Raw genomic sequence first — 23,469 nt, 5'->3', positions numbered from 1 at the left:
CGCGCTCAATCATGCTCCCGATCACCCGCGCCCATATATAGCTCACGGCCGGTTTCGTCATAGACCTTGCTCATATGCGCCATGCCGGCTTCGGCTTCTTCGGCGGCGACAAAGCTATCTGCTGGCTGGTTTTGCAGCTTGGCAAATTCGCGCACCTCTTGGCTGATTTTCATTGAGCAAAACTTAGGCCCGCACATCGAACAGAAATGCGCGGACTTTGCGCCTTCGGCGGGAAGCGTCTGGTCATGATATTGCTCGGCCGTATCGGGGTCGAGGCTGAGGTTGAATTGGTCGCGCCAGCGGAATTCGAAACGCGCCTTGCTGAGCGCATCGTCGCGCACTTGCGCGGCCGGGTGGCCCTTGGCCAAATCGGCAGCATGGGCGGCGAGCTTGTAAGTGACAACGCCGACCTTCACATCGTCGCGGTCGGGCAAGCCCAAATGCTCCTTTGGCGTGACGTAGCAAAGCATTGCCGTGCCATACCAACCGATCTGCGCCGCGCCGATGCCGCTGGTGATATGGTCATATCCCGGCGCGATGTCGGTGGTGAGCGGTCCAAGCGTGTAGAAAGGTGCCTCGCCGCACGCCTCCAACTGCTTTTCCATATTCTCTTTGATCTTGTGCATCGGCACATGGCCGGGCCCTTCGATCATCACCTGCACATCTTGTGCCCAGGCGCGCTTGGTCAGCTCGCCCAGCGTGTAGAGTTCGGCAAATTGCGCTTCGTCATTGGCGTCGTAAATGCTGCCGGGGCGAAGGCCGTCACCAAGGCTGTAGGCGACGTCATAGGCCTTCATAATCTCGGTGATTTCGTCGAAGCGTTCGTACAAGAAACTTTCCTTGTGATGCGCAAGGCACCATTTCGCCATGATGCTGCCGCCGCGGGACACGATGCCGGTCATGCGCTTGGCCGCCAAGGGGACATAAGGCAGGCGGACGCCCGCGTGGATCGTGAAATAATCGACGCCCTGTTCGGCTTGTTCAATCAACGTATCGGCGAAGATTTCCCATGTCAGGTCCTCGGCCACGCCGCCGACCTTTTCCAACGCCTGATAGATGGGCACGGTGCCAATGGGCACGGGGGAGTTGCGGATGATCCATTCGCGGGTGTCGTGGATGTTGCGGCCGGTGGACAAATCCATAACGGTGTCCGCGCCCCAACGGATCGACCAGACCATCTTGTCGACCTCGGTCGCGACATCGGACGCAACCGCGCTGTTGCCGATATTGGCGTTGATCTTCACGAGGAAATTGCGACCAATCGCCATCGGCTCGGATTCAGGGTGGTTGATATTGTTGGGAATGATCGCGCGACCACGAGCCACTTCGTCGCGGACAAATTCGGGCGTGACATAATCGGGGATCGACGCGCCAAAGCTTTCGCCATCGCGCTTATATTCCGCAAGCCGTGCGCGGCCGAGATTTTCGCGCTCCGCGACATATTCCATTTCAGGGGTGATGATACCCTTGCGCGCATAATGCATCTGGCTGACGTTCATGCCGGGCTTGGCGCGGAGGACTTTTTGGCGGACATTGGGGAAAGGCGCGACGCCGCCGCTGCGGTCGGGACCAAGCTGGCCATTGTCCTCAGGCTTTACTTCGCGCTGCGTGACCTCCATCACATCGCCGCGCGTCATGATCCATGGACGGCGGATTTCATTGAGGCCAACGCTGATGTCGATGCGGGCATCGCTATCGGTATAGGGGCCGCTGGTGTCATAGACGCGCACGGGTGGTTCGCCCGACGATGGCTCCAAATGGATTTCGCGCATGGCGACATTCAACGGGCCAACGTGGATTTTCTTGCTGCCGCGAATGGGGCCAGTGGTTACGCCGATTTCTGTGCGTGCTTGGACGTCTGCCATTTAGTCTCTCCAAAATATCATAAGGAGAGCGATAGGCTTGAAGACCGGGGTTGGTCCTCACCAGTCCACCCGACTGGCTGCGGTCTCACCTCCCTACGCCCGTGCAAACGGGATCAGGTTCAGCGGGTCGCGGGCATTGCAGCACCGCCTCTCAGTCATACGACTCCCCGGGGATGCATTGGGAATAGACGAGGTGTTGCAGTCAGTCCAGCAGATTGCCCATAAACGCGATTTAGTGCGGCGTTGTGTTCGCCGATCTGGTCAAAAGGTATAGCTGATCCCGCCCGCCATAAACCATTGGCTTGCGTCGCCACGCAGCGACGTGACGGGTGATCGTGCAGCATCGTTGATGAGCCGCGAATAGTTTACGAAAGCATAGATCCCCCAGCCGCCATCGCGCGCGTCACCCGATAAATCGACCGCGCCGAGCAGGCTTGCGCCATAGCTTTTCCAACCGCCATTGGCGTCGAACACCGGCAGGCCGCTCGCAATGCTGCCCGCCTGATCGATGCTGAAATAGGTGTCGGCGTAATGGCTGTCGACATGCGTGGCCGACAGGCTAAAGCTTGTGAATATCGCCATCGACAATGGCGTTGAATACGCGATGCTTGGGCTGATGATGCGGCCCTTATGTGCGCCCGCGATATCCCATTGAATGTCATTGGAAATGGTCACGCTATCGAAGGGATGCAAGATTTTGGATAAAGACACCCCAATGGTGCCACCAAGCTCAATCGCAACATCTTCCTTGCCCAGCAAACCGACCACGGGGTCCTTTATATCATTGTTGCGGTCCATGCGGAAACGTAACAGCGGACCTGCGAGGAATTTCACATCCTTATTACTGTTGCCGTCGGCGATAAGGTCAACATATAGGCCTGGCCCACGCGCACCAAAGTCGATGCCTTTAACGCTGCCTTGAACAAGCGGCGCGGGGAAAAGGTCATATTGGTCGGAGCCATCATAGCTGGGGCTAAAGCCTACACCAAGGCCGACCGTCACCCAGTCGCCTGCAAATACGCTGCGATTGGGTCGTTCGGTGGCTGGCGCTTCGCTATCTTGGGCAAAGGCAGGTGCGCAAAGCGCGACACTGACACATAAGGCGGCAGCGCAGCTTTTAAAAATTCTCATGAAATGCCCCTGTTGAACCAGAAAGGGGAACGCCCCAGATGTTCAGTACGTTCCGTCTATATCACAGCAAAGCAGGTTAAAGCATATATTTCATTTTAATCCGCTGGCTGATTTCAGCAGCATCCATGGCAAACGCAGCAACTTTGAACTTCGGCGGTCCAGTGCGGATCGCGGGGTTGCGGGAAAAGCCGAAGCCTTCTTTTGGAATGAAAACAGCCATGTCCATTTTATCATTCCCATTTTCATCGTGGATCACGGCTATTGCATAAGTGCCTTGCGCAACGCCGCGGAAGGAAATCTGCGCAGAATCGCGCGCGGGTACAGTGGCGCGAAAGCTTTTCGGATCTTTGCTGCAGTCGGGAAAAAAGCGAGGATTTGCGGTAACGCAGACCAGAACATTGCCTTTCATGTTGCGCAGGCCAGAAATATTGACCTCAAGCTTTGCGGTGGGCGTCGTTGCCGAAGCCGCGCTAGTGAGGGCGGCGGCTCCAATCGCCGAGCCCAAGATCAGTGCCGCACATTTTGTCCCAAAACCTGAAATATAAACCATAATTTCCCCGATATGCCTCATGATGCTTTTGGTGATGCGTCGCCGTTATCAACCAACGCCCCAATCTGCCGTTTACTATGAACTTAGGAAAACATTCCCACCCCATATGGTTGGTCACGCCCATGATCGTCATGATAGCTAGCACAGTGCCCAATGCCCCGACATGAACGGGGATAAGAAAAACTAGCACGGGAATAACGAAAGCACCGGACAACGCCTCCCACGGATGAAACGACATTGCGGCCCATGCGGTAGGTGGGCGGCTTTCATGGTGGACGGCATGTGCGGCCTTAAACCAAAATGGTCGATGCATCAGGCGGTGCGTCCAATAAAACCAAGTGTCGTGCACAAACAAATAGAGGAAAACCGACACCGGCAGATACCACAAAGGAAAGGCGCTCACATCGGTGTAGATTAGCGTCCAGCCCAAGCTATCCCAGCCCCAAGCTACAATGCCCGCAGGAATTCCATAGATAGCAGCACTGGCGAGGCTCCAACCGATCTCACGCCGGATTTGGCGGTCGAGACCTTGGTACAGGCCTGGCGCATGGATTCTGGTTGCCCAAGCAAACGCCCCGCTGACAAGCAAATAGCGCGTTCCCACAATCGCCGTCATCGCTGCAGCAGACAACATCAAGACAAGCAAGCTATCCATGTGATGGTCCCTGCCTTTTAGCGATTACTTTAGCAAGTTGCGCGTTTTGAAGGCTTTCGGACCGGTTATACTGATAACGTCACCATCGTGCATTACCGATATTGGCCCGTCATAATGGTTACCCGCTTTACCCAATAAAGCAAATTCGAGCGGCTTGGGTACCGATGGCACAATATGCGTAAAGGCGAGCATGCCCACATCTGCTGACTTGGCAACATCGGCAGCCAATTCGGGGCTGATATGGTAGTTTTGAATATCATCAAAAATCTTCGCGCGGTTTGCCATGCCAGCCTTTTGCGCGCTGTTAGCAAGCGCGCCGACAATACGCGGGGATAGCAGCTCGCTTACCAACAGGTCCGATCCCTTGGCTGCAGCCGCAAGCTTTGGAGTAAACGCAGTGTCGCCGGTGATGGTGACGCTTTTGCCCTTAAAATCGACGCGATAGCCGAATGCAGGCGTAATCGGGTCATGGTCGACGGCAAACGCCGTTATGCGAACGCCATCGGCGTTATAAACGGTTCCCGGCTCAATAGCCGCCCCTGTCATGCCAAAGCCGGACGGGGACACCACGGCTTCGCCATGATGCGCAATACGGTAGGTGGAATCAATGCGATAGGCCGCGTTCAACCCTTCTGTAATTTCGGTGACGCCAGTGGGGCCGGATACCTTCAAAGGCGTTTTGGCGCTCGTTCCAGCCCAGCGTTGTAAGGTAAATGGTCCAAGGCCTTCGAAATGGTCGCTGTGCAAATGCGTCAGCCATACGCCTTGTACTTTATCGAGCGGCATCCCCATCAGCGCCAACGTTTCGCCGGAACCTTCACCCATGTCGAACACGAACAGCTTACCGTCGGCTATAACCACAGTGCAGGCGGCAGCGCGATCGCGGCTTGGTAAAGGGGATCCCGTACCACAGAAACCGACATGCAGTTGGTCAGCGGGCAAATCCGCCATAACGTTGCGCGCCATGGCGCCATCTGCGGCACGACTAATAAGCGCCATCGCGATTGTGTCGCGCTGCGTATACACAATTGCACCAACAAGCCCGACCAACCCAAGCGCCACCAAAAGCCATTTTTTCCGCATGTTCATTCCCCCTATACAGCACATTCGCTGCGCGCTGCGGCTCAGTTCTACCCGTCTTATGCCCGAATAGCATGTAGAAAATTTGGAGCGATCCCGCTGCGGAATGAAATGATGGCTTAGAAAGCTGTGCATTACGGTGGCAGGCCCCTTTCCCTTGCAAAATGCCTGCGCTAGGGCGGTGGTGTGACTGTCAAAAACATCAAATGCGACGTTGCCATCGTTGGCGGCGGTCTTGCCGGCGGGCTGATCGCGCTGGCACTTGCCAAGATGCGACCCGAGTTAAACATTGTTCTCATCGAACGAGGTCAAAGCTTTGGTGGCAATCATATCTGGAGTTATTTCGCGAGCGACATTTTGCCGGAGCATCGCTGGCTGACTGCGCCTTTGGTCACTTATGGTTGGTCGGGTTATGACGTGAAATTTCCCGCGCACAGCCGGTCGCTTGATAATATTTACTACAGCATCGAATCTGAACGCCTGGATCAGGTCTTGCGCAAGGAGCTTCCCGCATCGTCCCTACTGCTTGGCCGTGAAGTGAAAGCCGTTTCCCCGCGCCTCGTAGTACTCGACGGCGCGCAGCGGATTAACGCTGGCGGTGTTATCGATGCCCGCGGTGCTGGCGATTTAAACCATCTCGACTGCGGTTGGCAAAAATTCACTGGGCAGTTGATGCAATTGTCCGAGCCACACAACCTCACCAAGCCAATCGTCATGGACGCCACAGTGGATCAACATGATGGCTATCGTTTCGTCTACGTCCTGCCCTTTGGCATGGACAAGCTATTTATCGAAGACACGTATTATAGCGACAAGCCGCACCTTGACCCGCGCATTTTGCGGCAACGACTTGCGGCCTATGCTGACGAAAAAGGTTGGCAAGTCGAACGCATTCTGCGGGAGGAAAATGGCGTTCTGCCGGTTGTCATGGGCGGCAATCTCGAAAGCTATTGGAATAGCGGCAGTGGCCGGACCGCAAAGGCCGGCGCGCGGGGTGCCTTTTTCCAACCCGTCACCAGCTACTCGCTGCCCGATGCCGTGCGCAACGCGATTTTCATTGCCGAGCAGCCTGATTTAGACGGCGACAAGCTGAACCTCGCGCTGCGGCAACGGGCGGAGAAACATTGGCGTAAGGGCACATTCTTCCGCATGCTGAACCGCATGCTCTTCCGCGGCGCGGATGGTGCCGAACGGTATAAGATATTGGAACGTTTCTACAGGCTTGACCCCGGTTTGATCGAACGTTTTTACGCTGGGAATACGACGATGGGGGATATGGCGCGGATCCTATCCGGCAAGCCACCCATTTCCATAAGACGAGCGATCAAAGCGATTTGGAGCAAGAAAAAGTGAACACGACTCCACCCCGTTTCGTCATCCCGAACTGGTTTCGGAATAACGCAGCAACATCGCCTGTTATCCTGAAACCATTTCAGGATAACGACTTTTTGGGGCGATGGGGATGACACAAAAAGCAGTGGTCATCGGTGCTGGGTTTGGCGGCCTGGCTCTCGCCATACGCCTCCAATCGTCCGGTATATCAACCACCATAGTCGAAGCGCGGGACAAGCCCGGTGGCCGGGCTTATTATTGGGAGAAGGATGGCTTTACCTTTGATGGTGGCCCCACCGTGATCACGGACCCACCCTGCCTCGAAGAATTATGGGCGCTGTCCGGCCATAAAATGGCGGACGACATCGAATTGATGCCCGTATTCCCTTTTTACCGCCTCAACTGGCCAGATGGCACGAATTTCGATTATTCCAACGATGCGCCAGGGCTAAAGACAGAGATCGAGAAATTAAACCCCGCTGATGTTGAGGGCTATCGCAAGTTCCTCGAATATTCGAAGGGCGTATACAAACAAGGCTATCAAAAGCTTGGCTCCGTCGCGTTTCTCGACTTTGCCTCCATGATAAAGGCCGCGCCTGCGTTAATGAAATATCAGGCATGGCGCTCGGTCTATTCGATTGTCTCGTCCTACGTCAAAGATGAAAAATTGCGCGAAGCTTTGTCGTTTCACACCTTGCTCGTCGGTGGCAACCCCATGAGCACCAGCGCAATCTATGCGCTTATCCACACAATCGAAAAAGAAGGCGGCGTATGGTTTGCCAAGGGCGGCACGAACCGCCTCGTCAATGCCATGGTAACGCATTTCGAACGGCTCGGCGGTACCGTTCGTTTGGACGATGCAGTCGAAGAAATTGAAACACGCGGTGACAAGGTCATAGGCGTACGCACGAAGTCCGGTTGGCGCATGGATTGCGACATGTGTGCATCAAATGGCGATTTGATGCACACATATAAGGACTTGTTGACTGGCAACAAGCGCGGCGAACGGGCAACCAATGCCTTGCGTCGTAAAAGCTGGTCGCCGTCTTTGTTCGTGCTGCATTTGGGCATTAAGGGCACATGGCCGGGGATCCCACACCACATGATATTGTTTGGCCCGCGCTATAAGGGGCTGCTGGACGATATCTTCAAAAACGGTGTCGTGCCAAAGGACTTCTCGCTTTATTTGCATCACCCGACCGTCACCGACCCAAGTCTTGCGCCCGAAGGTTGCTCGACCTTTTACGTGCTCGCGCCCGTCGCCCATTTGGGCAAAGCGCCGCATGATTGGGATGGCGACGTGGGTGAGGCGATGAAGGAACGGATATTGGATGAACTGGAACGTCGCCTGATTCCCGATATCCGTAGCCGAATTATGACCCAGTTTCATTATACACCCGCCGATTTTGGCCGCGACTTATCCGCGCATTTGGGTAGCGCGTTCAGTCTTGAACCCGTCCTCTGGCAATCGGCCTATTTGCGCGCGCACAACCGCGATGACGCGATTTCAAACCTGTATTTTGTTGGCGCAGGTACGCACCCCGGCGCGGGCATACCCGGTGTTGTGGGGAGCGCAAAAGCAACGGCGGCATTAATGTTAGAGGACGCAAAATCATGAAACGCCTTGCGGTCTATTGCGGGTCAGCGACGCCTGAAAACCCGATCTATATCGAAGCTGCGCGCAGCGTCGGAAAGGCGTTGGCCGAACGCGGCATTGGTGTTGTGTATGGTGGCGGACGGCTCGGCCTGATGGGTGCAGTCGCCGATAGCGCGCTGGAAACGGGCGGCGAAGTCATCGGTATCATCCCTGATGCTTTGGTTGGCGCAGAAGTCGCGCATCAGGGCTGCACCGAACTGCATGTGGTATCGGGTATGCACGAGCGTAAGCAACGCTTCACGGACTTGTCCGACGGTTTTATCACAATTCCCGGCGGCGTGGGCACGATGGATGAATTGTGGGAAGCCATTAGCTGGTCGCAACTTGGCTATCATCAAAAGCCCGTTGGCCTGTTGAACGTGGCCGGGTTTTACGACCAGTTGATCGCGTTTAACCAGAATATGATCGACGTTGGTTTCATTCGGCCGCAACATGCCGGGATTATGATCGTAGATAATAATCTGGATGGCTTGTTGGACAAGATGGCCGACTATGTGCCGCACAAAACGATTTTTCAGATGAAAGCGGACGACCTGTGACTGGCATTCGCACAAGCGGAATGGGATAATGGACCGCCCCGCACTCGTCGCCTTTGCGCAAGACAGCATCTCGCGCGGGTCGAAATCCTTTCGCTTTGCCAGCCGCTTGTTCGACAGGACAACCCGCGAACGGGTGTGGCTATTGTATGCTTGGTGCCGCAAATGTGACGACATGGCCGATGGGCAGGACCATGGCGGCGCGATGGAAGCGGTCACGGACCCGCAGGCGCGGTTGCAAGCGATCCGCGAACTGACGGCCATGGCGCTCGCTGGAACGCCCACAGGCGAACCAGCCTTTGACTGCTTGGGCGTTGTGGCGCGCGAATGTGGCCTCACGCATCGTATGGCAGAGGATGTGATCGAAGGTTTCGCCCTCGATGCCGCAGACTGGCACCCACGCCGTGAAAACGACCTGTATCAATATTGCTACCATGTCGCAGGCGCCGTTGGCGTTATGATGGCGGTGGTCATGGGCGTGCCCGCCGATGACGATGCCACGCTTGACAGGGCCTGCGACCTTGGCCTTGCGTTTCAGCTCGCCAATATCGCCCGCGACATATCGGAGGATGACGCGGCAGGCCGGTGCTATTTGCCCGACGATTGGCTCGCGATGCTCGATATCGGACCCGGCGAGCACATGAAGCCGCATAACCGCAAAAAATTGGCGCTTGCGGGCCGCTGGCTCGCCGATGAGGCGGAACAATATGAGGCATCGGCGCGCGTTGGTGCCAAACATTTGCCATTGCGTGCCCGCTGGGCGGTTTTGTCAGCCGCTGGGATTTACGGCGAAATCGCCCGCAAGGTGCGCGCCTCCGGTGCGCAGGCTTGGGACCAGCGGATTTTCACCAGCCGGCCGGAGAAATTTCGATGGGTCCGCAAGGCATTTGTCGACGCTGTCATCAACAATCCCCGAGATATGAACCGCGATGCCCTGTGGACGCGGACACGCTAGTCCTTGCGGTGTCGTTATCCTGAACTTGTTTCAGGATGACGAGCTATAGGGGTTAGGATGAAGCGAGCAGTTGTGCCGCCCGCGCCGAAAGCCTTGCAACCGCCGCTTGGTGAATCCCCGGCGCACAGCAGATTAGTCCAAAATCGAGCGGCGCAACTTTGTTATAGCGAATAGGTTGCCCCAAGGCGTCGGTGACAACACCACCTGCCTCCTGCGCCACCAGATGCGCCGCCGCGATGTCCCATTCATGACCCCATCGCAATGTCGCGACCAGATCCGCACGGTCGCAGGCGACCATCGTCATACGCATAGCGATGCTGTTGGGCTTGGTCACAGTCACCAGATCTGCATCCAGTTTTGGCAAATCATCCGCAGGCACGCGTGATCCGGTGAAGTCTAAACGGGTGCTGCCCGCAAGCCGCTCTCCATTGCACGTCACGCCTTCGCCGTGCGCCGCAACCCAGACTTTGCCTTGCGCCGGCGCGGCCATCACAGCGAATACCGGCAAGCCATCGGCCACTAAGGCCACAGATACGCACCATCCGCTGCGCCCGCGGACATAATCACGAGTGCCGTCAATGGGATCGACCAACCACAATAATCGCGCATTCAACCTTGACGGGTCATCAACGGTTTCCTCCGACAACCACGCGGCTTCAGGCAAAATGGCCCGCAACTTTGTGGTGAGAAAGGCGTCAACCGCCATATCGATGTCGCTGACGGGATTATTCTTGCCCTTGTCCCACACTTTGGTGTCGGCCGCCGCGCCTTCACGCCAACTGGCAAAGGCCAATGCCGCTGCCTCTTGCGTGGCGGCTACAACGGCGGCGCGGTCAAGCTGTCGCTCAGGCACCTGCGATCATCATGCCGTCGATACGCAATGTCGGCACGTTCATGCTGCGTATGAATTCGAGGTCATTGGCCGCCGTCATGGCTGCAAACATGTCCTTCAAATTGCCCGCAATCGTAAATTCGCTAACGGGCCCGGCAATTTCGCCGTTGATAATGAGAAAGCCCGCGGCACCCCGGCTATAATCGCCCGTGACGGGATTCACGCCCTGCCCTGCGAGCTCATGGATATACACGCCATGCTTGATATCGGCGATCAGTTCCGTGACGCTAACGCTGCCGCCCTCCAGATGCACATTGGATGGGCTGACGCCCGGGGCACCGCTAATCCCGCGACTGGCGTGGCCCGTGGGTTCCAGCCCCAATTGCCGCGCCGATGCGCTTTCCATCAACCAACCCGTCAATACGCCCTTGTCTATGATCGAACGGCGCGCGGTGGGTAGGCCTTCACCATCAAAGGCGCGTGAACCAAGGCCGCGCATCCGGTGCGGGTCATCGATAATGGAAATGCTGCTGTCTAACAATTGCGCGCCAAGCGATTCCAGCAAGAAGCTGGTCTTGCGCGCGATGGCCGATCCGCTGATACCACCGAGCAAATGGCCCACAAAGGACCCACCGACGCGCGGGTCAAACACAACGGGCATCTGGCCGCTTTTGACCGTGCCGGGGTTCAACCGTTTGACCGCGCGCTCCCCTGCGCGGGTGCCAATGTTGGATGCGTTGTCGAGGTCGGCAAGATGCCGTGCCGAATGCCAGTCATAATCGCGTTCCTTAGCATCGCCATCTCCAGACAGCACGCTGGCCGATATGCTATAGCCAGAGCCGGATTTGACGCCGGCAAAGCCATGGCTGGTGGCCAGCGCAAAAATACTGCGTCCGGCGCTAGCGCCCGCGCCTTCGCTGTTGGAGACACCCGGCACAGCGCGTGCTGCATCTTCACATTCCAACGCAGCCGCACGCAATAGGGCTGGGTCAGGGTCAAGGCCGTCATCGCCATCAAAGTCCGGGATTGCCCCCGTCAGCAAACGATCCTGCGGCGCGAGACCTGCATATTGGTCCTCCGGCGCTTCTTTGGCCATATCGATCGCGCGCGTGACCAGCCCTGCCAGAATGTCGGGGTTCATGTTGGACGATGAAATCGTAGCAGAGCGTTGGCCGACAAACACACGCAGGCCAATATCTTCGCCTTCAGAGCGGGCCACATCTTCCAAATGACCGAGCCGCACTTGGACTTCCGTAGAGGCATCGCAGACATAGACAGCGTCCGCCGCGTCAGCGCCTGCCTTCATGGCTTGGGAAACAAGATTTTGCGCACGATCAAGCGCGTGTTGTGGTGTCAGCATGATTCCCGCTTAGGCGCGGGCCGTTACAGCGTCAATCAAGCGGCCTTCAAAAAACCGTGAATAGCACCGCCAGAACAGCCGGAATGGCAATAGCAGCGACCCACAGTTTCAATCGGTCAACCGAATATTGCGTTTCCAAAACGTCGTCTGGATGAGCCGTCGCACTAAGCGCCTGCCAACGTCGCTCGAGATTTCGGCACAATGGAATGACGGCAGCAACCAAAAGGACCAAGACAAAATAAGGAAAAATAGATGTGCCAGTCGATTCAATCGTCGGCGTCACCAAAAAAATCAAAGCTAATGTGTAAACAACCAGCGCAAGGGCCACATGGTCAGACATGCGTTTCGAACAGCTTTTATAGGCGCGCAAGGGCGCTTTTTGGGCTTTTGCCATTTTCTCTCTCCTCTTCCCTGTCACAAGACTGTCACTTTCGGGAAAAGGTTTCAAGCAAATTTATATGCGCCTAAGGTAGCCCAAGAATCTTGTGGTTTTGCAAGGATAGCCGCCATTTTGGTCGCTCCATAACTAAGCGGGTTGCCTCCGCGACATGGGCGGCATTTACGCCTGCGTCGCCGGCATCCATAGGCTGAATAAGGAAATGGGCAAATTGCCATTGCTCCATGGCGTCAAGGTCACTTGTGGGTTGTGGCCAGACCAATTTCAATTCGTCGCCTGTGAGTTGGACGATGTCCGACCCGGCCTTGGGGCTGATACACACCCAATCAATACCGGGATGCACCTCTATTGTGCCATTGCTTTCAATCGCGATCTGGAAAGCTTGGGCGTGGAGCGCGTCAACAATCCCGTCATCCACCTGCAACATGGGTTCGCCGCCGGTTATCACGACATAGCGATTGTCAGTGCCATCGCCCCATAATGCAGCGACCTTCGCCGCCAGCGTCTCAGCATCATAGCGCCCGCCATTTTCGCCATCCGTGCCTACAAAGTCGGTATCGCAAAACTGGCAAATCGCACTGGCGCGGTCGACCTCTCGCCCGGTCCATAAATTGCAGCCGGAAAAGCGCAGGAACACCGCACGGCGGCCCGCATGTACGCCCTCCCCCTGCAACGTCAGGAATATCTCTTTAACCGCGTAGCTCATGCGTAAATCGTAGGGTCAGGCAGACCGGCATCGGCAAAGCCTTTTGCGCGAAGGCGGCAGGCATCGCACTGACCACAGGCTTTATTGTCCGGACTTGGGTCATAGCAGGACCAGCTCATACCCGCATCGAGGCTCAACCTTGCGGCTTCGCGCGCAATGTCCGCCTTGGTCATATGCAACAACGGCGTGTGGATAGTGAAAGGATCGCCCTCAACACCCGCCTTGGTGGCCAAATTGGCCATGCCTTCAAAGGCGCGGATGAATTCCGGGCGGCAGTCGGGATAGCCTGAATAATCAAGCGCATTCACGCCAATCCACAAATCCCGTGCGCCGCGTGCTTCGGCAAGGCCAAGGCATAAGGAGAGGAATATGGTGTTGCGCGCAGGCACATAGGTGATCGGTATGGCGTTTTCTTCAACACCCTCTTTGGGAACATCAATATCCGCCGTCAGCGCCGACCCGCCAAAGCGCGTCAGGTCCAGCGGCAACAGGATATGCTCCTTCGTCCCCAAATGCGCGGCGATTGTCGCGGCACTATCGAGCTCAATTCTGTGGCGCTGGTTATAGTCAATGGTCAGCGCGATGACGTCATAGCCCGCCTCTCGCGCCAAGCCTGCAACAACCATCGAATCGAGGCCACCGGACAACAGAACGATGGCAGATTTGGATTTTGCGGTCATTGCGAGATGTCTCTGTATTCAGAGAGAAGAAAAGTGGTGCACCCGGAGCGATTCGAACGCCCGGCCCTCAGATTCGTAGTCTGATGCTCTATCCAGCTGAGCTACGGGTGCACTGGAGCGCCGCTATTAGGGACGCTGGCAAAGTTGTGCAATAGCTAATTTGAACCTTAAAGCTGCTTGCAGGTCGATTTTCTGCGGATGGCATCAATCGTTGGAAAGTCTGCCGCGTCCGTCATCAGAATGCGAATGAGAGCTAATCCTTTATCATAACGCAACGCCACGGGTTCATAGCCCTTTGGGACAGCCATACCCTTTCGAATCAAGGCAAGGCGCGCCGATTTACCGCCGGTATCACGATCACTGCGGACAGCCGCGACATCGGTGCGGGCGTCGAATATACTGATCGACCAATAATGGTCAGGCACGGGTTCAATGTCGAGCAACACGGGGCCATTGGCCAAATCAAAAACGCATGTTGAATAGGATAAATCCGGACTGGGCCGGACGATAGGTTGATTATCGGCTGTCGAAGGCTGGGTAAAAACGAATGTGTTTACCCGCCCAGTGGCGATTTTGTCCAAAGCGGCTGACATCAGCGCATAGGGTGTCGCGACCAGAGTGCCGTGCCATGCTGCGCCGGCAGTTATTAGTCCCACTAAAATGGGAAGCAGCCAGTTTCTTTTCATGCGCAGCTCTCCTTTTTTATCGTGGGTAATGTCGCATTTGCGGGATCAGTGAGCAAATTTCCTTTTGCATGATACAACCGCAGGGTCAGATCGAAACCGTCTATGCTACCGGTCGGCAACCATACACCATTGGCTATTTTAGGCGATACGGTGAATGACCAGTTGCCATCGCTATCGCGGACTGGTTTATTTCCTGGCACCGACCAGCGGTTGGCCTCATTTTTTACGAGCCAGCCCTCGCCATGATACAGCGTTACACTCCACCAACGCGCGTCCAATGGCCCGCCACGCACGGTGTAAGTGCATTTGCCGTTGAGAGGCGCACCGTCGCTGTCCGTATTGGCGATATAATACATCGCTTCTTTTGCGGGCAGAGCCATGATTCCGTGCAATGCCACTTTGGCGCGAATCAACGCGGTCGCTTTCTCCGTCCCCTGAATGGTATTGGCGTTCCAGGGGCCATTACTGATCTGCTTAGCGGTGTAATCACCGCGCACTTGCGAAATGGCATATCCCGCGCCGCCGACTAAGCCCAATGCGATACAGATGCCGTATCGTTGCCACCTTTTCATAATGCTCTCCCTCAGTGGAGGGTTAGAACAAATGATTATGTGCTGGCAAGTGCCGCCTGCGCTGCTGCCAATCGCGCGATCGGTACGCGATAGGGGGAGGCGCTGACATAATCGAGGCCAACCTGTTCGCAGAAAGTGATCGATGCCGGGTCGCCGCCATGTTCGCCGCAAATGCCAAGCTTGATCTCGGGACGCGTTGCGCGACCTTTGTTGGCGGCAATCTCAATCAACTGGCCAACGCCTTCAACATCGAGGCTGACGAAGGGGTCGCGGGCGTAAATGCCCTTGTCGACATAATGCGTCAGGAAGCGGGCCGCGTCATCGCGGCTGACGCCCAAGGTGGTTTGCGTCAGGTCGTTGGTGCCAAAGCTGAAGAAGCTACCGACTTCAGCAATTTCATCCGCCATCAACGCCGCGCGGGGTAATTCGATCATCGTACCGACAAGATACTCAATCCGCTTGCCCTTTTCGGCAAAGACCGCTTCGGCAGCCTTGTCGACGACATCCTTCATCAATTCCAGTTCACGGCGCGTGCCGACCAGCGGGATCATGATTTCGGGCACGGGCGCTACGGCAAGGCTGCACGCGGCCTCAAAAATAGCCCGCGCCTGCATCTCGTAAATTTCGGGATAGGTCACGCCCAAACGGCATCCGCGATGGCCAAGCATCGGGTTGAATTCGTGCAATTCGGACGCGCGTTGTTTCAACACTTCAATGCCTACACCTGCCGCTTCGGCAACCTCGGCAAATTCGCTTTCCTGATGCGGTAGGAATTCATGCAAGGGCGGGTCGAGCAAGCGAATAGTAACGGGAAGGCCAGCCATCACTTCGAAAATCGCGGCAAAATCCTTACGCTGTTCGGGCAGTAATTTGTCAAGCGCGACCCGGCGGCCCTTTTCATCATCGGCCAAGATCATTTGGCGCACGGCAGTGATACGGGCGGCGTCAAAGAACATATGCTCCGTCCGGCACAGGCCAATGCCTTCTGCACCGAAATCGCGCGCAGTTTGCGCGTCGGACGGGGTTTCGGCATTGGCGCGGACCTTCATCCGGCGACCCGCATCTGCCCACACCATCAATGTCCCGAAATCACCGACCAATTCGGGCTGGATCGTCGGCACTTCCCCCGCCATTACCTCGCCGGTGGAACCATCGAGCGTAATGATATCGCCCTCTTTCAGCATACGCCCCGCGATACGCAAAACTTTGGCCGTGGCATCGATTTGCAAGCTGCCTGCGCCCGATACGCAAGGACGGCCCATGCCGCGTGCAACAACAGCAGCATGGCTGGTCATCCCGCCGCGCGCGGTCAATATGCCCTTGGCCGCGTGCATGCCGTGAATATCCTCGGGACTGGTTTCGATACGGACCAATATAACCGCTTTGCCTAATTCGTTGAACCGTTCGGCGGTATCGGCATCAAAGACAATCTCACCCGATGCCGCACCCGGTGACGCTGGCAGGCCAGAAGTCAGAACGTCGCGCGACGCTTGCGGATCAAGCGTCGGGTGCAGCAATTGATCGAGCGCCATCGGATCAATGCGCAAAACCGCCTCATCGGTTGTAATCATGCCCGCTTGCGCCATATCGACGGCAATTTTCAAGGCGGCCTTGGCGGTGCGCTTGCCCGAACGGGTTTGCAGCATCCACAATTTTTCCCGCTCAACGGTGAATTCAATATCCTGCATATCGCGATAATGTGTTTCCAGGATTTCAAACACGCGCGCCAACTCAGCATATACCGTCGGCATGGCTTCTTCCATCGACAGCGGCTTTGCGCCAGCGCGTTCGCGGGCCGCCTTGGTCAGATATTGCGGCGTGCGGATCCCTGCGACAACATCTTCACCTTGCGCGTTGATCAGATATTCGCCGTAAAAGGCGTTCTCGCCCGTTGCCGGATCACGGGTGAAGGCAACCCCTGTCGCCGACGTTTCACCCATATTGCCAAAGACCATCGCCTGCACATTGACCGCCGTGCCCCAGTCGCCCGGAATATTATTCAGGCGGCGATAGACTTTTGCCCGGTCCGATTCCCATGACCCAAACACCGCGCCGACCGCACCCCATAATTGGTCGTGCACATCTTGCGGAAATGGCTTGCCCCATTCGGCGGCGACAAGGCGCTTATATTCGGCAACCAAAGCCTTCAAATCATCGGCAGACAGCTCTGTATCGAGATAGAATCCGCGATCTTCTTTGGCGATTTCCAACGCCTCTTCAAACGCGCCATGATCGAGCTCCAGCACCACATCGGCATACATTTGGATGAAACGGCGATAGCTATCCCATGCAAAGCGGGCGTCGCCTGACGAAGCGGCAAGCCCTTCGACTGTCTGGTCATTCAGCCCCAGATTTAACACGGTATCCATCATCCCCGGCATCGACACCCGGGCGCCCGAACGCACTGACACCAGCAACGGATTGACCGGATCGCCAAAGGATTTGCCCGTTACCTGCTCAATATGCGCGAGGCCATTGGCGACTTCGGCGCGGACACTGTCAGGGAAGCTTTGGCCATTGGCATAATATGCCGTGCACATTTCGGTCGTAATCGTGAAGCCCGGGGGGACTGGCAGGCCAATCGAGGCCATGCCATCCAAATTCGCGCCTTTGCCGCCAAGAATGTTTTTATTGCCGCGAACGGTTTCGTCGCCATCCGAAACACCGCCACCGAACCGATATACATATTGGGTCATCCCGCAGCCATTCCTTTTACTTGGCTTTATTGCTTGGCCGCCGTTGTGCAGTGCAGCGCATCGGAGTCAAGTCTGGAGGGCAGTTATTTTCCGGATTTGTTGGCGAATAACATAAAGCGCGCCAAGGGCAGCTTGAAAGACAGCAGATACAAGACATGGAGCACGACAAGCGCAATCGCCAGATTTGCTAGATATTCATGCGCTTCTTCGTTAAATTCGCCGAATTCATCTTCGCGGCGCTCGCGTCCATTTTCGTCCGAGAGGGAAAAAGAACTAAGCGCGCTGGGCTGCAACGCGCGTCCCTTGTCCATCATGATACCCGTGCCCGTGGCACCAATCACCGAAAGGGCGATTCCCGCCAGCAGAACTTGGCTGATGGCCGGATGGGTCATGATACCCTTTAGATGCAAATCCTTGAACGAGGGGTGGAAACGCGCAAGCCCCAATTGCGGCGCGCCGCTCAAGGCCCAAATCAGCCGGAACAATATGAGGGCAGCGACACCATAGCCAAGCCAGGCATGAACAAGGCCCATTTCCGCCGAAAAATAAGCGGCCAATACGCTCAGCGCGAGGAAGCTGTGAAAAATACGGATTCGGTGCATGACGGCCATGGGGATGTTCCTTTGAACAGGAAACAACCCAAACGCCCATTCGGCCCCGCCAGCAATGATTTAGATCAAGCGCCGCCATGCTGAACATGTTGTTCAGCGTGCCGTCCGCCTCTATCCCTCAATCTTCGAAAAATCGGCCACGCGGCAGACCGCATCGCGGAACCGCGCAAGTAAGCTTAAACGAAACGCCCGTTTGGCCGGATCCGGATCATTGACCATCACGCCTTCAAAAAAGGCATCAATAGGCGCGCGTAAAGTCGCCAATGCCGCCATGGCACCTTCGAAATCTTCGACAGACAAAGCGGCGGTGGCCTTAGGTTCCGCGGTGTCGAGCGCAGAGCGGAGGGCGCTCTCCTCGCTACCCAAATCCCCGTCGCTCCAGCGTAGGCTGGAGCCTATCGCGTCTGTCGTTCCAGACTGAGATACGTGATGGGCCCCAGCCTGCGTTGGGGCGACGGACGATTTTTCACCACCGTCGGTCTGCTTCAATATATTCGCCGCACGCTTATACGCCGCCAACAGGTTCGCACCCTCAGCGGTCATGATATAGGCCTGCAACGCCTTCACCCGCGCTAGCAGCCGGACAAGATCATCCTCACCGCCAAGGCTAAACACCGCGTCGATGAGATCGTGCCGCACACCCGCTTCGCGTTGCTGGACTTTGAGGCGGTCTATCAAAAATTCTTCAAGCGTATCGAAGCTGGCTCCTGCTTCGCTCGCAATAAGCATGTCCTTCAGCGAACAGCGTAAATCGTTCTGAAGTAGCAGAGATAAGAACCCAATCGCAGCGCGGCGTAACGCAAACGGATCCTTCGAACCCGTAGGCGGCATTCCGGCCGCGAAAAACTGCGCCAGCGTATCCAACTTATCCGCCAAACTCACCGCAACCGTGACCGGCGCAGTGGGAACATCATCCCCCTGCCCGACGGGTTTATAATGGTCGCGGATAGCGTCGGCGACGGCCTCGCTCTCGCCTTGCGCGCGGGCGTAATAGCCGCCCATGATGCCCTGCAATTCAGGGAATTCACCCACCATGCCGGTGACAAGATCCGCCTTACACAAACGCGCCGCGCGTTCGGCTTGGTCTGCAGTCGCGCCCGTGACGATGCCTTCGGTTACCAACCAACGCGCAATCTTCGCAACCCGCTCAACCTTATCGGCAACGCTGCCCAATTTTTCATGGAATGTAATCTGCGCCAATTTCTGCGCTTGGCTATCCAGCGCAACCTTTAGGTCCTGTTCCCAGAAGAATTTCGCATCAGACAGACGCGCGGCCAATACCTTTTCATTACCCGCAACAATCGCCGCCCCTTTGTCATGCGCATCGATATTCGCGGTGCAAACAAAGGCGTTTGCCAGCTTGCCCGATGCATCATGGCAGACAAAATATTTCTGGTTCACGCGCGCGGTCAACTGAATGACCTCTTGCGGCACATCCAAAAATGCAGGGTCGAAGCGGCCAAGCATCGGTACGGGCCATTCGGTCAGACCCGCATTTTCAATCACTAGACCTTCATCTTCTACCAAATGCAGGCCAGCCGCCTCCGCTGCCGCCTTTGCGCCGTCCCGGATGATGCGGCAACGTTCGGAAAAATGGACGAGGACATGGGCCGCGCGCAGCTTTTCAATGTAATCTCCGGCATTACCGATAGTAATGGCGCCGCTGTGATGGAAACGATGCCCCATCGTCTCTGCACCGCTAACGATGCCTTCAATGTCACAGGGCACGACGTCATCGCCGAGCAACGCGACGATGCCCTGCAACGGGCGTACCCAGCGCAGGCTCTCGGTCGAGACCGAGGCCGCGCCCCAGCGTTGCGATTTCGGCCATGGGAAGGCGCGGATGATCGCGGGGATAGCCTCTGCCAAAACATCAGCCGTCTGACGCCCTGCCTTTTCAACTACCGCATAATAGACGCCATCGCGTTCGACCAACTGGTCTTGCGACAGGCCAGCTTTACGCAGAAAGCCTTCCATCGCCTGCGGCGACGCGCCGACTTTTGGGCCTTTGGTTTCTTCGGAAACCGCGTCTGTCGCCAGCGGCAGCCCCGTAGCAATCAACGCCAAGCGGCGCGGTGTGGCAAAGGTTTCAACCGAAGCCGCAGCCAGCCCGGCCTTGGCCAGCGCATCGTTGAACAAGCGCGCCAAATCTTCCTTGGCCTTCACCTGCATCCGCGCAGGGATTTCTTCGGAGCGCAATTCAAGCAGGAAGTCGGTCATGCCGTCCATCCGTTCTTTTCCATCCATGCCTGGCAACTGCCTTTGGCAAGGTCGCGGACGCGGCCCATATAGCTTGCGCGTTCCTGCACAGAAATAACGCCGCGCGCTTGCAATATGTTAAAGATATGGCTCGCCTTAATTGCTTGCTCATAAGCGGGAATGGGCAAAGCATGTTGCAGGCAGCTTTCGCATTCTGCCGTCGCTTTTTTGAAGGCGTCAAACAACATGTCGGTGTCGGCAATTTCGAAATGATAGGTGCTCATCTGCCGTTCGTTTTCGCGGAATATGTCGCCATAGGTCACCGCCGGACGATCAGCGGTGGCATTGTTGTACGCGAGGTCAAAAATGCTGTCCTTGTTCTGAATATACATCGCCAGACGTTCCAGACCATAAGTCAACTCGCCCGAAACGGGTTTGCAGTCAAAACCGCCCATCTGCTGAAAATAGGTGAACTGCGTCACCTCCATGCCGTCGCACCAGACTTCCCAGCCCAGGCCCCATGCGCCCAGCGTCGGGCTTTCCCAATCGTCTTCGACGAAACGGATGTCGTGCAACAGAGGATCAATGCCAATGGCTTTCAGCGAGCCGAGATATAGCTCCTGCAAATTGGGCGGACTTGGTTTCAAGATGACTTGATATTGATAATAAGCGCCCAGCCGGTTGGGGTTTTCGCCATAGCGGCCATCGGTTGGTCGGCGCGATGGCTGGACAAAGGCGGCGTTCCATGGGTCAGGCCCCAGCGCGCGCAAGGTTGTGGCCGTGTGGAAGGTGCCTGCGCCCATTTCCATATCATAAGGCTGCAAAATGGCGCAGCCTTGCTTTCCCCAATAATCATGAAGCGTGAGGATCAGATCCTGAAAACTAAGTGGAGCAACGTCAGACATGGCCAGCCATTGGCGGAGATAGGCGGCTAAATCAAGGTTATGAATAAGTGCGCCGGTTTTTGTCAGTGGTGCATAGCATTATGTAAGGTATAGTTGACATTATCAGCGAATCAGATTAGTAAGGTTTACATGACACAAAGACACCGAAACCTGACATGAAAAATCAGCTCAAAGTGCTGCGTGCGATGCGCAACTGGAGTCAGGCCGATTTGGGCGAGCATCTCGATGTCTCGCGCCAAGCGGTGAATGCGATTGAAACGGGCAAATATGACCCCTCGCTGCCACTGGCGTTCAAGATTTCACGGTTGTTCGACTTACCCATCGAGCAGATTTTTGATGACGAATTTGAAGGAGTGGGCGATGTTTAATGCGGATGAAGATACTGGCCGTAATGCCCTTCGAATTTTGGGGATGATATTGTGCGGCTTTGGCATAATCATGCTCTTAGGCGCCATTACGGGCTTCCTGTCTGCACATATGGAGGAAGACGGTAGCGCGCTAAATACGACTGATTATGCTATCTTAGCGGCGTTCATAAGCGTCACCCTCGTGCTTGCATTCGCCATCTGGAGATTGTTTCGCCAAATGAAGCGGAGCGACCAAAAAGTGCCGCAACGTGAAAAGGTCTACAATCGTTTCTTAATAGGCAGCTTTTTATTTGGCGGCGTCACCGGCCTTATCCTCGCAATGACCGGTAGTTTTGACGAAACAGAAGCCGGTCTGATTTCCAATGATGCCATGTCACCCATGCTCGCGATCATCCTTTCGATCGCCCTCGGCGTCATTGTCCCTGCCATCACTTTCTACTGGCATAAAAATCTTGTCGATGAACAAGAAGAGGCTGCCTACCGATTTGGCGCGCTCATCGCGATGTACGCCTTTTGGTTCATCGCGCCGGTTTGGTGGCTTCTGTGGCGCGGGGGCATGTTGCCCGAGATAGACGGCATAGCACTGTATTTTATAACAATATTTGTGGCTCTGATTGTCTGGTTCTGGAAAAAATACCTATAACGACTGGTCCATTATCGCCAAACACTTCCCTCTCTTGCGTAAAAGGAAAATATCGATGCGTATTACTTTAAAGTCCTTATTGGCCGCAACCGCGACATGCGCCTTGGCATGGGCAGCCCCCGTCGCGGCACAAAACACACCTACTGAGGCTCCGGCATCGGTGGAGGCGCTTGATCCCGTCAAGGCACCGCCTGCCGTCAAGGATGTCGATCCCGCCTTGTGGGTGATCAAGGATGAAGACACGACAATTTACCTGTTCGGCAGTGTCCATATCTTAAAGCCAGGCCTTGGTTGGTTTGATGATGGTGTAAAGACAGCTTTCGACAGTTCGGACCAATTGGTTCTGGAACTGGTCGAGCCGCCCGCAGCAGAGGCCCAAGCTTTGTTTGGCAAGCTGGCGATGGACCAGCAAGGTAAGACCCTGCGTTCCAAAATGAATGACACGGACCGTGCGGTGTATGATGCGGCGATGGGCAAGCTTGGCATTCCAGCGCCCGCTTTCGACCCGTTTGAGCCATGGGCGGCGGGGATCACCATGTCCGTGTTAGCAATGCAGAAGGCAGGCTTTGATCCCAATAGCGGCGTTGAAAAGCAACTGACCGCGGCGGCGAAGGTCAACAATAAGCCTATCGCTGGACTTGAAACCATGGAGTTTCAGCTTGGCATTTTTGATACCCTGCCAGAGGCCGATCAAATCGCCTTCTTGGTCGAAACGGCAAAAATGATTGATGATACCAACACTATGATGGATAAAATGGTCAACATGTGGGGATCGGCGGACACCGAAAGCCTTGCCCAACTTATGAACGAAGGGATGACCAGCCGGACATTATACGACGCCCTGCTGACCAAGAGGAATGCCAATTGGGCGAAATGGATTTCTGCGCAAATGAAAAAGCCGGGCGTGACGTTCATGGCGGTTGGCGCAGGGCATCTGGCCGGCACGACAAGCGTTCAGACCTTGCTTCCGGCCTATGGTCTTACCGCAACACGGGTGGCCTATTAATCTGTAATGTGTAAGATAAGCGAAGGTCGGGCCGAGAACGCCCGGCC

General features: G+C 56.0%; 23 protein-coding genes, 1 tRNA gene and 1 riboswitch. Of the genes, 7 read left to right on the top strand and 17 right to left on the bottom strand.

The features are described 5' to 3' along the window. Positions 1-5 precede the first annotated feature (5 nt). The 5 genes from thiC to ACILP4_RS01985 form a co-directional block, all read right to left on the bottom strand. On the bottom strand, positions 6-1,865 hold the full coding sequence (thiC, locus tag ACILP4_RS02005; protein ID WP_395619081.1) for a phosphomethylpyrimidine synthase ThiC: 1,860 nt from the start codon (positions 1,863-1,865) through the stop codon (positions 6-8). A 73-nt stretch (positions 1,866-1,938) separates the two neighbouring features. Then, a riboswitch (TPP riboswitch) is annotated at positions 1,939-2,045 on the bottom strand. A gap of 81 nt (positions 2,046-2,126) precedes the next feature. Continuing rightward, positions 2,127-2,996 (bottom strand): MipA/OmpV family protein, encoded by an 870-nt coding sequence (locus ACILP4_RS02000; protein WP_395619080.1) that lies wholly within the window; start codon positions 2,994-2,996, stop codon positions 2,127-2,129. Positions 2,997-3,072: 76 nt separating this feature from the next. Beyond that, positions 3,073-3,501, bottom strand: coding sequence for a DUF2141 domain-containing protein (locus tag ACILP4_RS01995; RefSeq protein ID WP_395619079.1), 429 nt, complete (start codon positions 3,499-3,501; stop codon positions 3,073-3,075). Then, entirely contained in the window at positions 3,467-4,201 is a 735-nt protein-coding gene (locus ACILP4_RS01990; RefSeq protein ID WP_395619078.1) for a sterol desaturase family protein, read from the bottom strand. Before ACILP4_RS01990 ends, ACILP4_RS01995 begins: the two co-directional genes overlap by 35 nt. A gap of 24 nt (positions 4,202-4,225) precedes the next feature. Further along, on the bottom strand, positions 4,226-5,284 hold the full coding sequence (locus ACILP4_RS01985) for an MBL fold metallo-hydrolase (protein WP_395619077.1): 1,059 nt from the start codon (positions 5,282-5,284) through the stop codon (positions 4,226-4,228). Positions 5,285-5,467: 183 nt separating this feature from the next. On the opposite strand from ACILP4_RS01985, the gene crtY reads away from it, so the two are divergent. The 4 genes from crtY (at position 5,468) to ACILP4_RS01965 (ending at position 9,761) form a co-directional block, all read left to right on the top strand. Then, complete coding sequence (gene crtY / locus ACILP4_RS01980; protein ID WP_395619076.1) at positions 5,468-6,634, top strand: lycopene beta-cyclase CrtY; 1,167 nt, start codon at positions 5,468-5,470, stop codon at positions 6,632-6,634. Positions 6,635-6,743: 109 nt separating this feature from the next. Next, positions 6,744-8,231 (top strand): phytoene desaturase, encoded by a 1,488-nt coding sequence (locus tag ACILP4_RS01975; protein ID WP_395619075.1) that lies wholly within the window; start codon positions 6,744-6,746, stop codon positions 8,229-8,231. Beyond that, positions 8,228-8,809, top strand: coding sequence for a TIGR00730 family Rossman fold protein (locus ACILP4_RS01970; RefSeq protein WP_395619074.1), 582 nt, complete (start codon positions 8,228-8,230; stop codon positions 8,807-8,809). Before ACILP4_RS01975 ends, ACILP4_RS01970 begins: the two co-directional genes overlap by 4 nt. A gap of 28 nt (positions 8,810-8,837) precedes the next feature. Then, positions 8,838-9,761 carry a phytoene/squalene synthase family protein gene (locus tag ACILP4_RS01965; RefSeq protein ID WP_395619073.1) on the top strand — a complete coding sequence of 308 codons (924 nt, stop codon included), beginning with the start codon at positions 8,838-8,840 and terminating at the stop codon, positions 9,759-9,761. A 52-nt stretch (positions 9,762-9,813) separates the two neighbouring features. On the opposite strand, the gene ACILP4_RS01960 is transcribed toward ACILP4_RS01965, so the two are convergent. The 12 genes from ACILP4_RS01960 to ACILP4_RS01905 all read right to left on the bottom strand — a co-directional run bounded on the left by ACILP4_RS01960 (position 9,814) and on the right by ACILP4_RS01905 (position 21,405). Next, complete coding sequence (locus ACILP4_RS01960) at positions 9,814-10,614, bottom strand: 3'(2'),5'-bisphosphate nucleotidase CysQ (RefSeq protein ID WP_395619072.1); 801 nt, start codon at positions 10,612-10,614, stop codon at positions 9,814-9,816. Next, a complete protein-coding gene (locus ACILP4_RS01955) occupies positions 10,607-11,953 on the bottom strand; it encodes a TldD/PmbA family protein (RefSeq protein ID WP_395619071.1) in 1,347 nt (448 codons plus the stop codon). The genes ACILP4_RS01960 and ACILP4_RS01955 overlap by 8 nt, the downstream gene beginning before the upstream one ends. A 46-nt stretch (positions 11,954-11,999) precedes the next feature. After that, positions 12,000-12,347 (bottom strand): hypothetical protein, encoded by a 348-nt coding sequence (locus ACILP4_RS01950; protein ID WP_395619070.1) that lies wholly within the window; start codon positions 12,345-12,347, stop codon positions 12,000-12,002. A 70-nt stretch (positions 12,348-12,417) separates the two neighbouring features. Beyond that, on the bottom strand, positions 12,418-13,056 hold the full coding sequence (gene queE, locus ACILP4_RS01945) for a 7-carboxy-7-deazaguanine synthase (protein ID WP_395619069.1): 639 nt from the start codon (positions 13,054-13,056) through the stop codon (positions 12,418-12,420). Further along, on the bottom strand, positions 13,053-13,736 hold the full coding sequence (gene queC / locus ACILP4_RS01940; RefSeq protein ID WP_395619068.1) for a 7-cyano-7-deazaguanine synthase QueC: 684 nt from the start codon (positions 13,734-13,736) through the stop codon (positions 13,053-13,055). The genes queE and queC overlap by 4 nt, the downstream gene beginning before the upstream one ends. Positions 13,737-13,770: 34 nt before the next feature. Then, positions 13,771-13,847 (bottom strand) — tRNA-Arg (locus tag ACILP4_RS01935). Positions 13,848-13,903: 56 nt separating this feature from the next. Beyond that, positions 13,904-14,422: a DUF1254 domain-containing protein gene (locus ACILP4_RS01930; RefSeq protein WP_395619067.1), complete on the bottom strand. Its 519-nt coding sequence runs from the start codon at positions 14,420-14,422 to the stop codon at positions 13,904-13,906. Beyond that, a complete protein-coding gene (locus tag ACILP4_RS01925; protein WP_395619066.1) occupies positions 14,419-14,994 on the bottom strand; it encodes a DUF1214 domain-containing protein in 576 nt (191 codons plus the stop codon). The genes ACILP4_RS01930 and ACILP4_RS01925 overlap by 4 nt, the downstream gene beginning before the upstream one ends. A 35-nt stretch (positions 14,995-15,029) precedes the next feature. Further along, on the bottom strand, positions 15,030-17,690 hold the full coding sequence (gene ppdK / locus ACILP4_RS01920) for a pyruvate, phosphate dikinase (protein WP_395619065.1): 2,661 nt from the start codon (positions 17,688-17,690) through the stop codon (positions 15,030-15,032). An 83-nt stretch (positions 17,691-17,773) separates the two neighbouring features. After that, positions 17,774-18,301 (bottom strand): cytochrome b/b6 domain-containing protein, encoded by a 528-nt coding sequence (locus tag ACILP4_RS01915; RefSeq protein ID WP_395619064.1) that lies wholly within the window; start codon positions 18,299-18,301, stop codon positions 17,774-17,776. A gap of 111 nt (positions 18,302-18,412) precedes the next feature. Beyond that, a complete protein-coding gene (gene glyS, locus ACILP4_RS01910; protein WP_395619131.1) occupies positions 18,413-20,521 on the bottom strand; it encodes a glycine--tRNA ligase subunit beta in 2,109 nt (702 codons plus the stop codon). Continuing rightward, positions 20,518-21,405, bottom strand: a complete 888-nt coding sequence (locus ACILP4_RS01905) for a glycine--tRNA ligase subunit alpha (protein WP_395619063.1) — start codon at positions 21,403-21,405, stop codon at positions 20,518-20,520. Before ACILP4_RS01905 ends, glyS begins: the two co-directional genes overlap by 4 nt. Positions 21,406-21,560: 155 nt before the next feature. On the opposite strand from ACILP4_RS01905, the gene ACILP4_RS01900 reads away from it, so the two are divergent. Genes ACILP4_RS01900 through ACILP4_RS01890 form a run of 3 tightly spaced genes read left to right on the top strand, consistent with a single transcriptional unit; the run spans position 21,561 to position 23,422 of the window. Beyond that, entirely contained in the window at positions 21,561-21,773 is a 213-nt protein-coding gene (locus tag ACILP4_RS01900) for a helix-turn-helix transcriptional regulator (RefSeq protein ID WP_395619062.1), read from the top strand. After that, positions 21,766-22,416, top strand: a complete 651-nt coding sequence (locus tag ACILP4_RS01895; RefSeq protein ID WP_395619061.1) for a hypothetical protein — start codon at positions 21,766-21,768, stop codon at positions 22,414-22,416. The genes ACILP4_RS01900 and ACILP4_RS01895 overlap by 8 nt, the downstream gene beginning before the upstream one ends. A 55-nt stretch (positions 22,417-22,471) precedes the next feature. Continuing rightward, on the top strand, positions 22,472-23,422 hold the full coding sequence (locus ACILP4_RS01890; RefSeq protein ID WP_395619060.1) for a TraB/GumN family protein: 951 nt from the start codon (positions 22,472-22,474) through the stop codon (positions 23,420-23,422). The last annotated feature ends 47 nt before the right edge of the window (positions 23,423-23,469 follow it).

This window comes from Sphingorhabdus sp. (assembly GCF_044239045.1).
GTDB lineage: Bacteria > Pseudomonadota > Alphaproteobacteria > Sphingomonadales > Sphingomonadaceae > Sphingorhabdus_B.
The sequence above is the reverse complement of the archived record's forward strand: the minus strand, read 5'-3'. Positions and strand labels throughout refer to the sequence as shown.

Excerpts from the sequence above, each read along its gene's own strand:
- ACILP4_RS02000 (WP_395619080.1), bottom strand. The coding sequence starts at position 2,996 with ATGAGAATTTTTAAAAGCTGCGCTGCCGCCTTATGTGTCAGTGTCGCG.
- ACILP4_RS01950 (WP_395619070.1), bottom strand. The coding sequence starts at position 12,347 with ATGGCAAAAGCCCAAAAAGCGCCCTTGCGCGCCTATAAAAGCTGTTCG.
- ACILP4_RS01925 (WP_395619066.1), bottom strand. The coding sequence starts at position 14,994 with ATGAAAAGGTGGCAACGATACGGCATCTGTATCGCATTGGGCTTAGTC.
- ACILP4_RS01895 (WP_395619061.1), top strand. The coding sequence starts at position 21,766 with ATGTTTAATGCGGATGAAGATACTGGCCGTAATGCCCTTCGAATTTTG.
- ACILP4_RS01905 (WP_395619063.1), bottom strand. The coding sequence starts at position 21,405 with ATGTCTGACGTTGCTCCACTTAGTTTTCAGGATCTGATCCTCACGCTT.
- ACILP4_RS01930 (WP_395619067.1), bottom strand. The coding sequence starts at position 14,422 with ATGAAAAGAAACTGGCTGCTTCCCATTTTAGTGGGACTAATAACTGCC.
- ACILP4_RS01965 (WP_395619073.1), top strand. The coding sequence starts at position 8,838 with ATGGACCGCCCCGCACTCGTCGCCTTTGCGCAAGACAGCATCTCGCGC.
- ACILP4_RS01955 (WP_395619071.1), bottom strand. The coding sequence starts at position 11,953 with ATGCTGACACCACAACACGCGCTTGATCGTGCGCAAAATCTTGTTTCC.
- thiC (WP_395619081.1), bottom strand. The coding sequence starts at position 1,865 with ATGGCAGACGTCCAAGCACGCACAGAAATCGGCGTAACCACTGGCCCC.
- ACILP4_RS01990 (WP_395619078.1), bottom strand. The coding sequence starts at position 4,201 with ATGGATAGCTTGCTTGTCTTGATGTTGTCTGCTGCAGCGATGACGGCG.
- ACILP4_RS01975 (WP_395619075.1), top strand. The coding sequence starts at position 6,744 with ATGACACAAAAAGCAGTGGTCATCGGTGCTGGGTTTGGCGGCCTGGCT.
- queE (WP_395619069.1), bottom strand. The coding sequence starts at position 13,056 with ATGAGCTACGCGGTTAAAGAGATATTCCTGACGTTGCAGGGGGAGGGC.
- queC (WP_395619068.1), bottom strand. The coding sequence starts at position 13,736 with ATGACCGCAAAATCCAAATCTGCCATCGTTCTGTTGTCCGGTGGCCTC.
- ACILP4_RS01890 (WP_395619060.1), top strand. The coding sequence starts at position 22,472 with ATGCGTATTACTTTAAAGTCCTTATTGGCCGCAACCGCGACATGCGCC.
- ACILP4_RS01970 (WP_395619074.1), top strand. The coding sequence starts at position 8,228 with ATGAAACGCCTTGCGGTCTATTGCGGGTCAGCGACGCCTGAAAACCCG.
- ACILP4_RS01900 (WP_395619062.1), top strand. The coding sequence starts at position 21,561 with ATGAAAAATCAGCTCAAAGTGCTGCGTGCGATGCGCAACTGGAGTCAG.
- ACILP4_RS01915 (WP_395619064.1), bottom strand. The coding sequence starts at position 18,301 with ATGGCCGTCATGCACCGAATCCGTATTTTTCACAGCTTCCTCGCGCTG.
- ACILP4_RS01985 (WP_395619077.1), bottom strand. The coding sequence starts at position 5,284 with ATGCGGAAAAAATGGCTTTTGGTGGCGCTTGGGTTGGTCGGGCTTGTT.
- glyS (WP_395619131.1), bottom strand. The coding sequence starts at position 20,521 with ATGACCGACTTCCTGCTTGAATTGCGCTCCGAAGAAATCCCTGCGCGG.
- ppdK (WP_395619065.1), bottom strand. The coding sequence starts at position 17,690 with ATGACCCAATATGTATATCGGTTCGGTGGCGGTGTTTCGGATGGCGAC.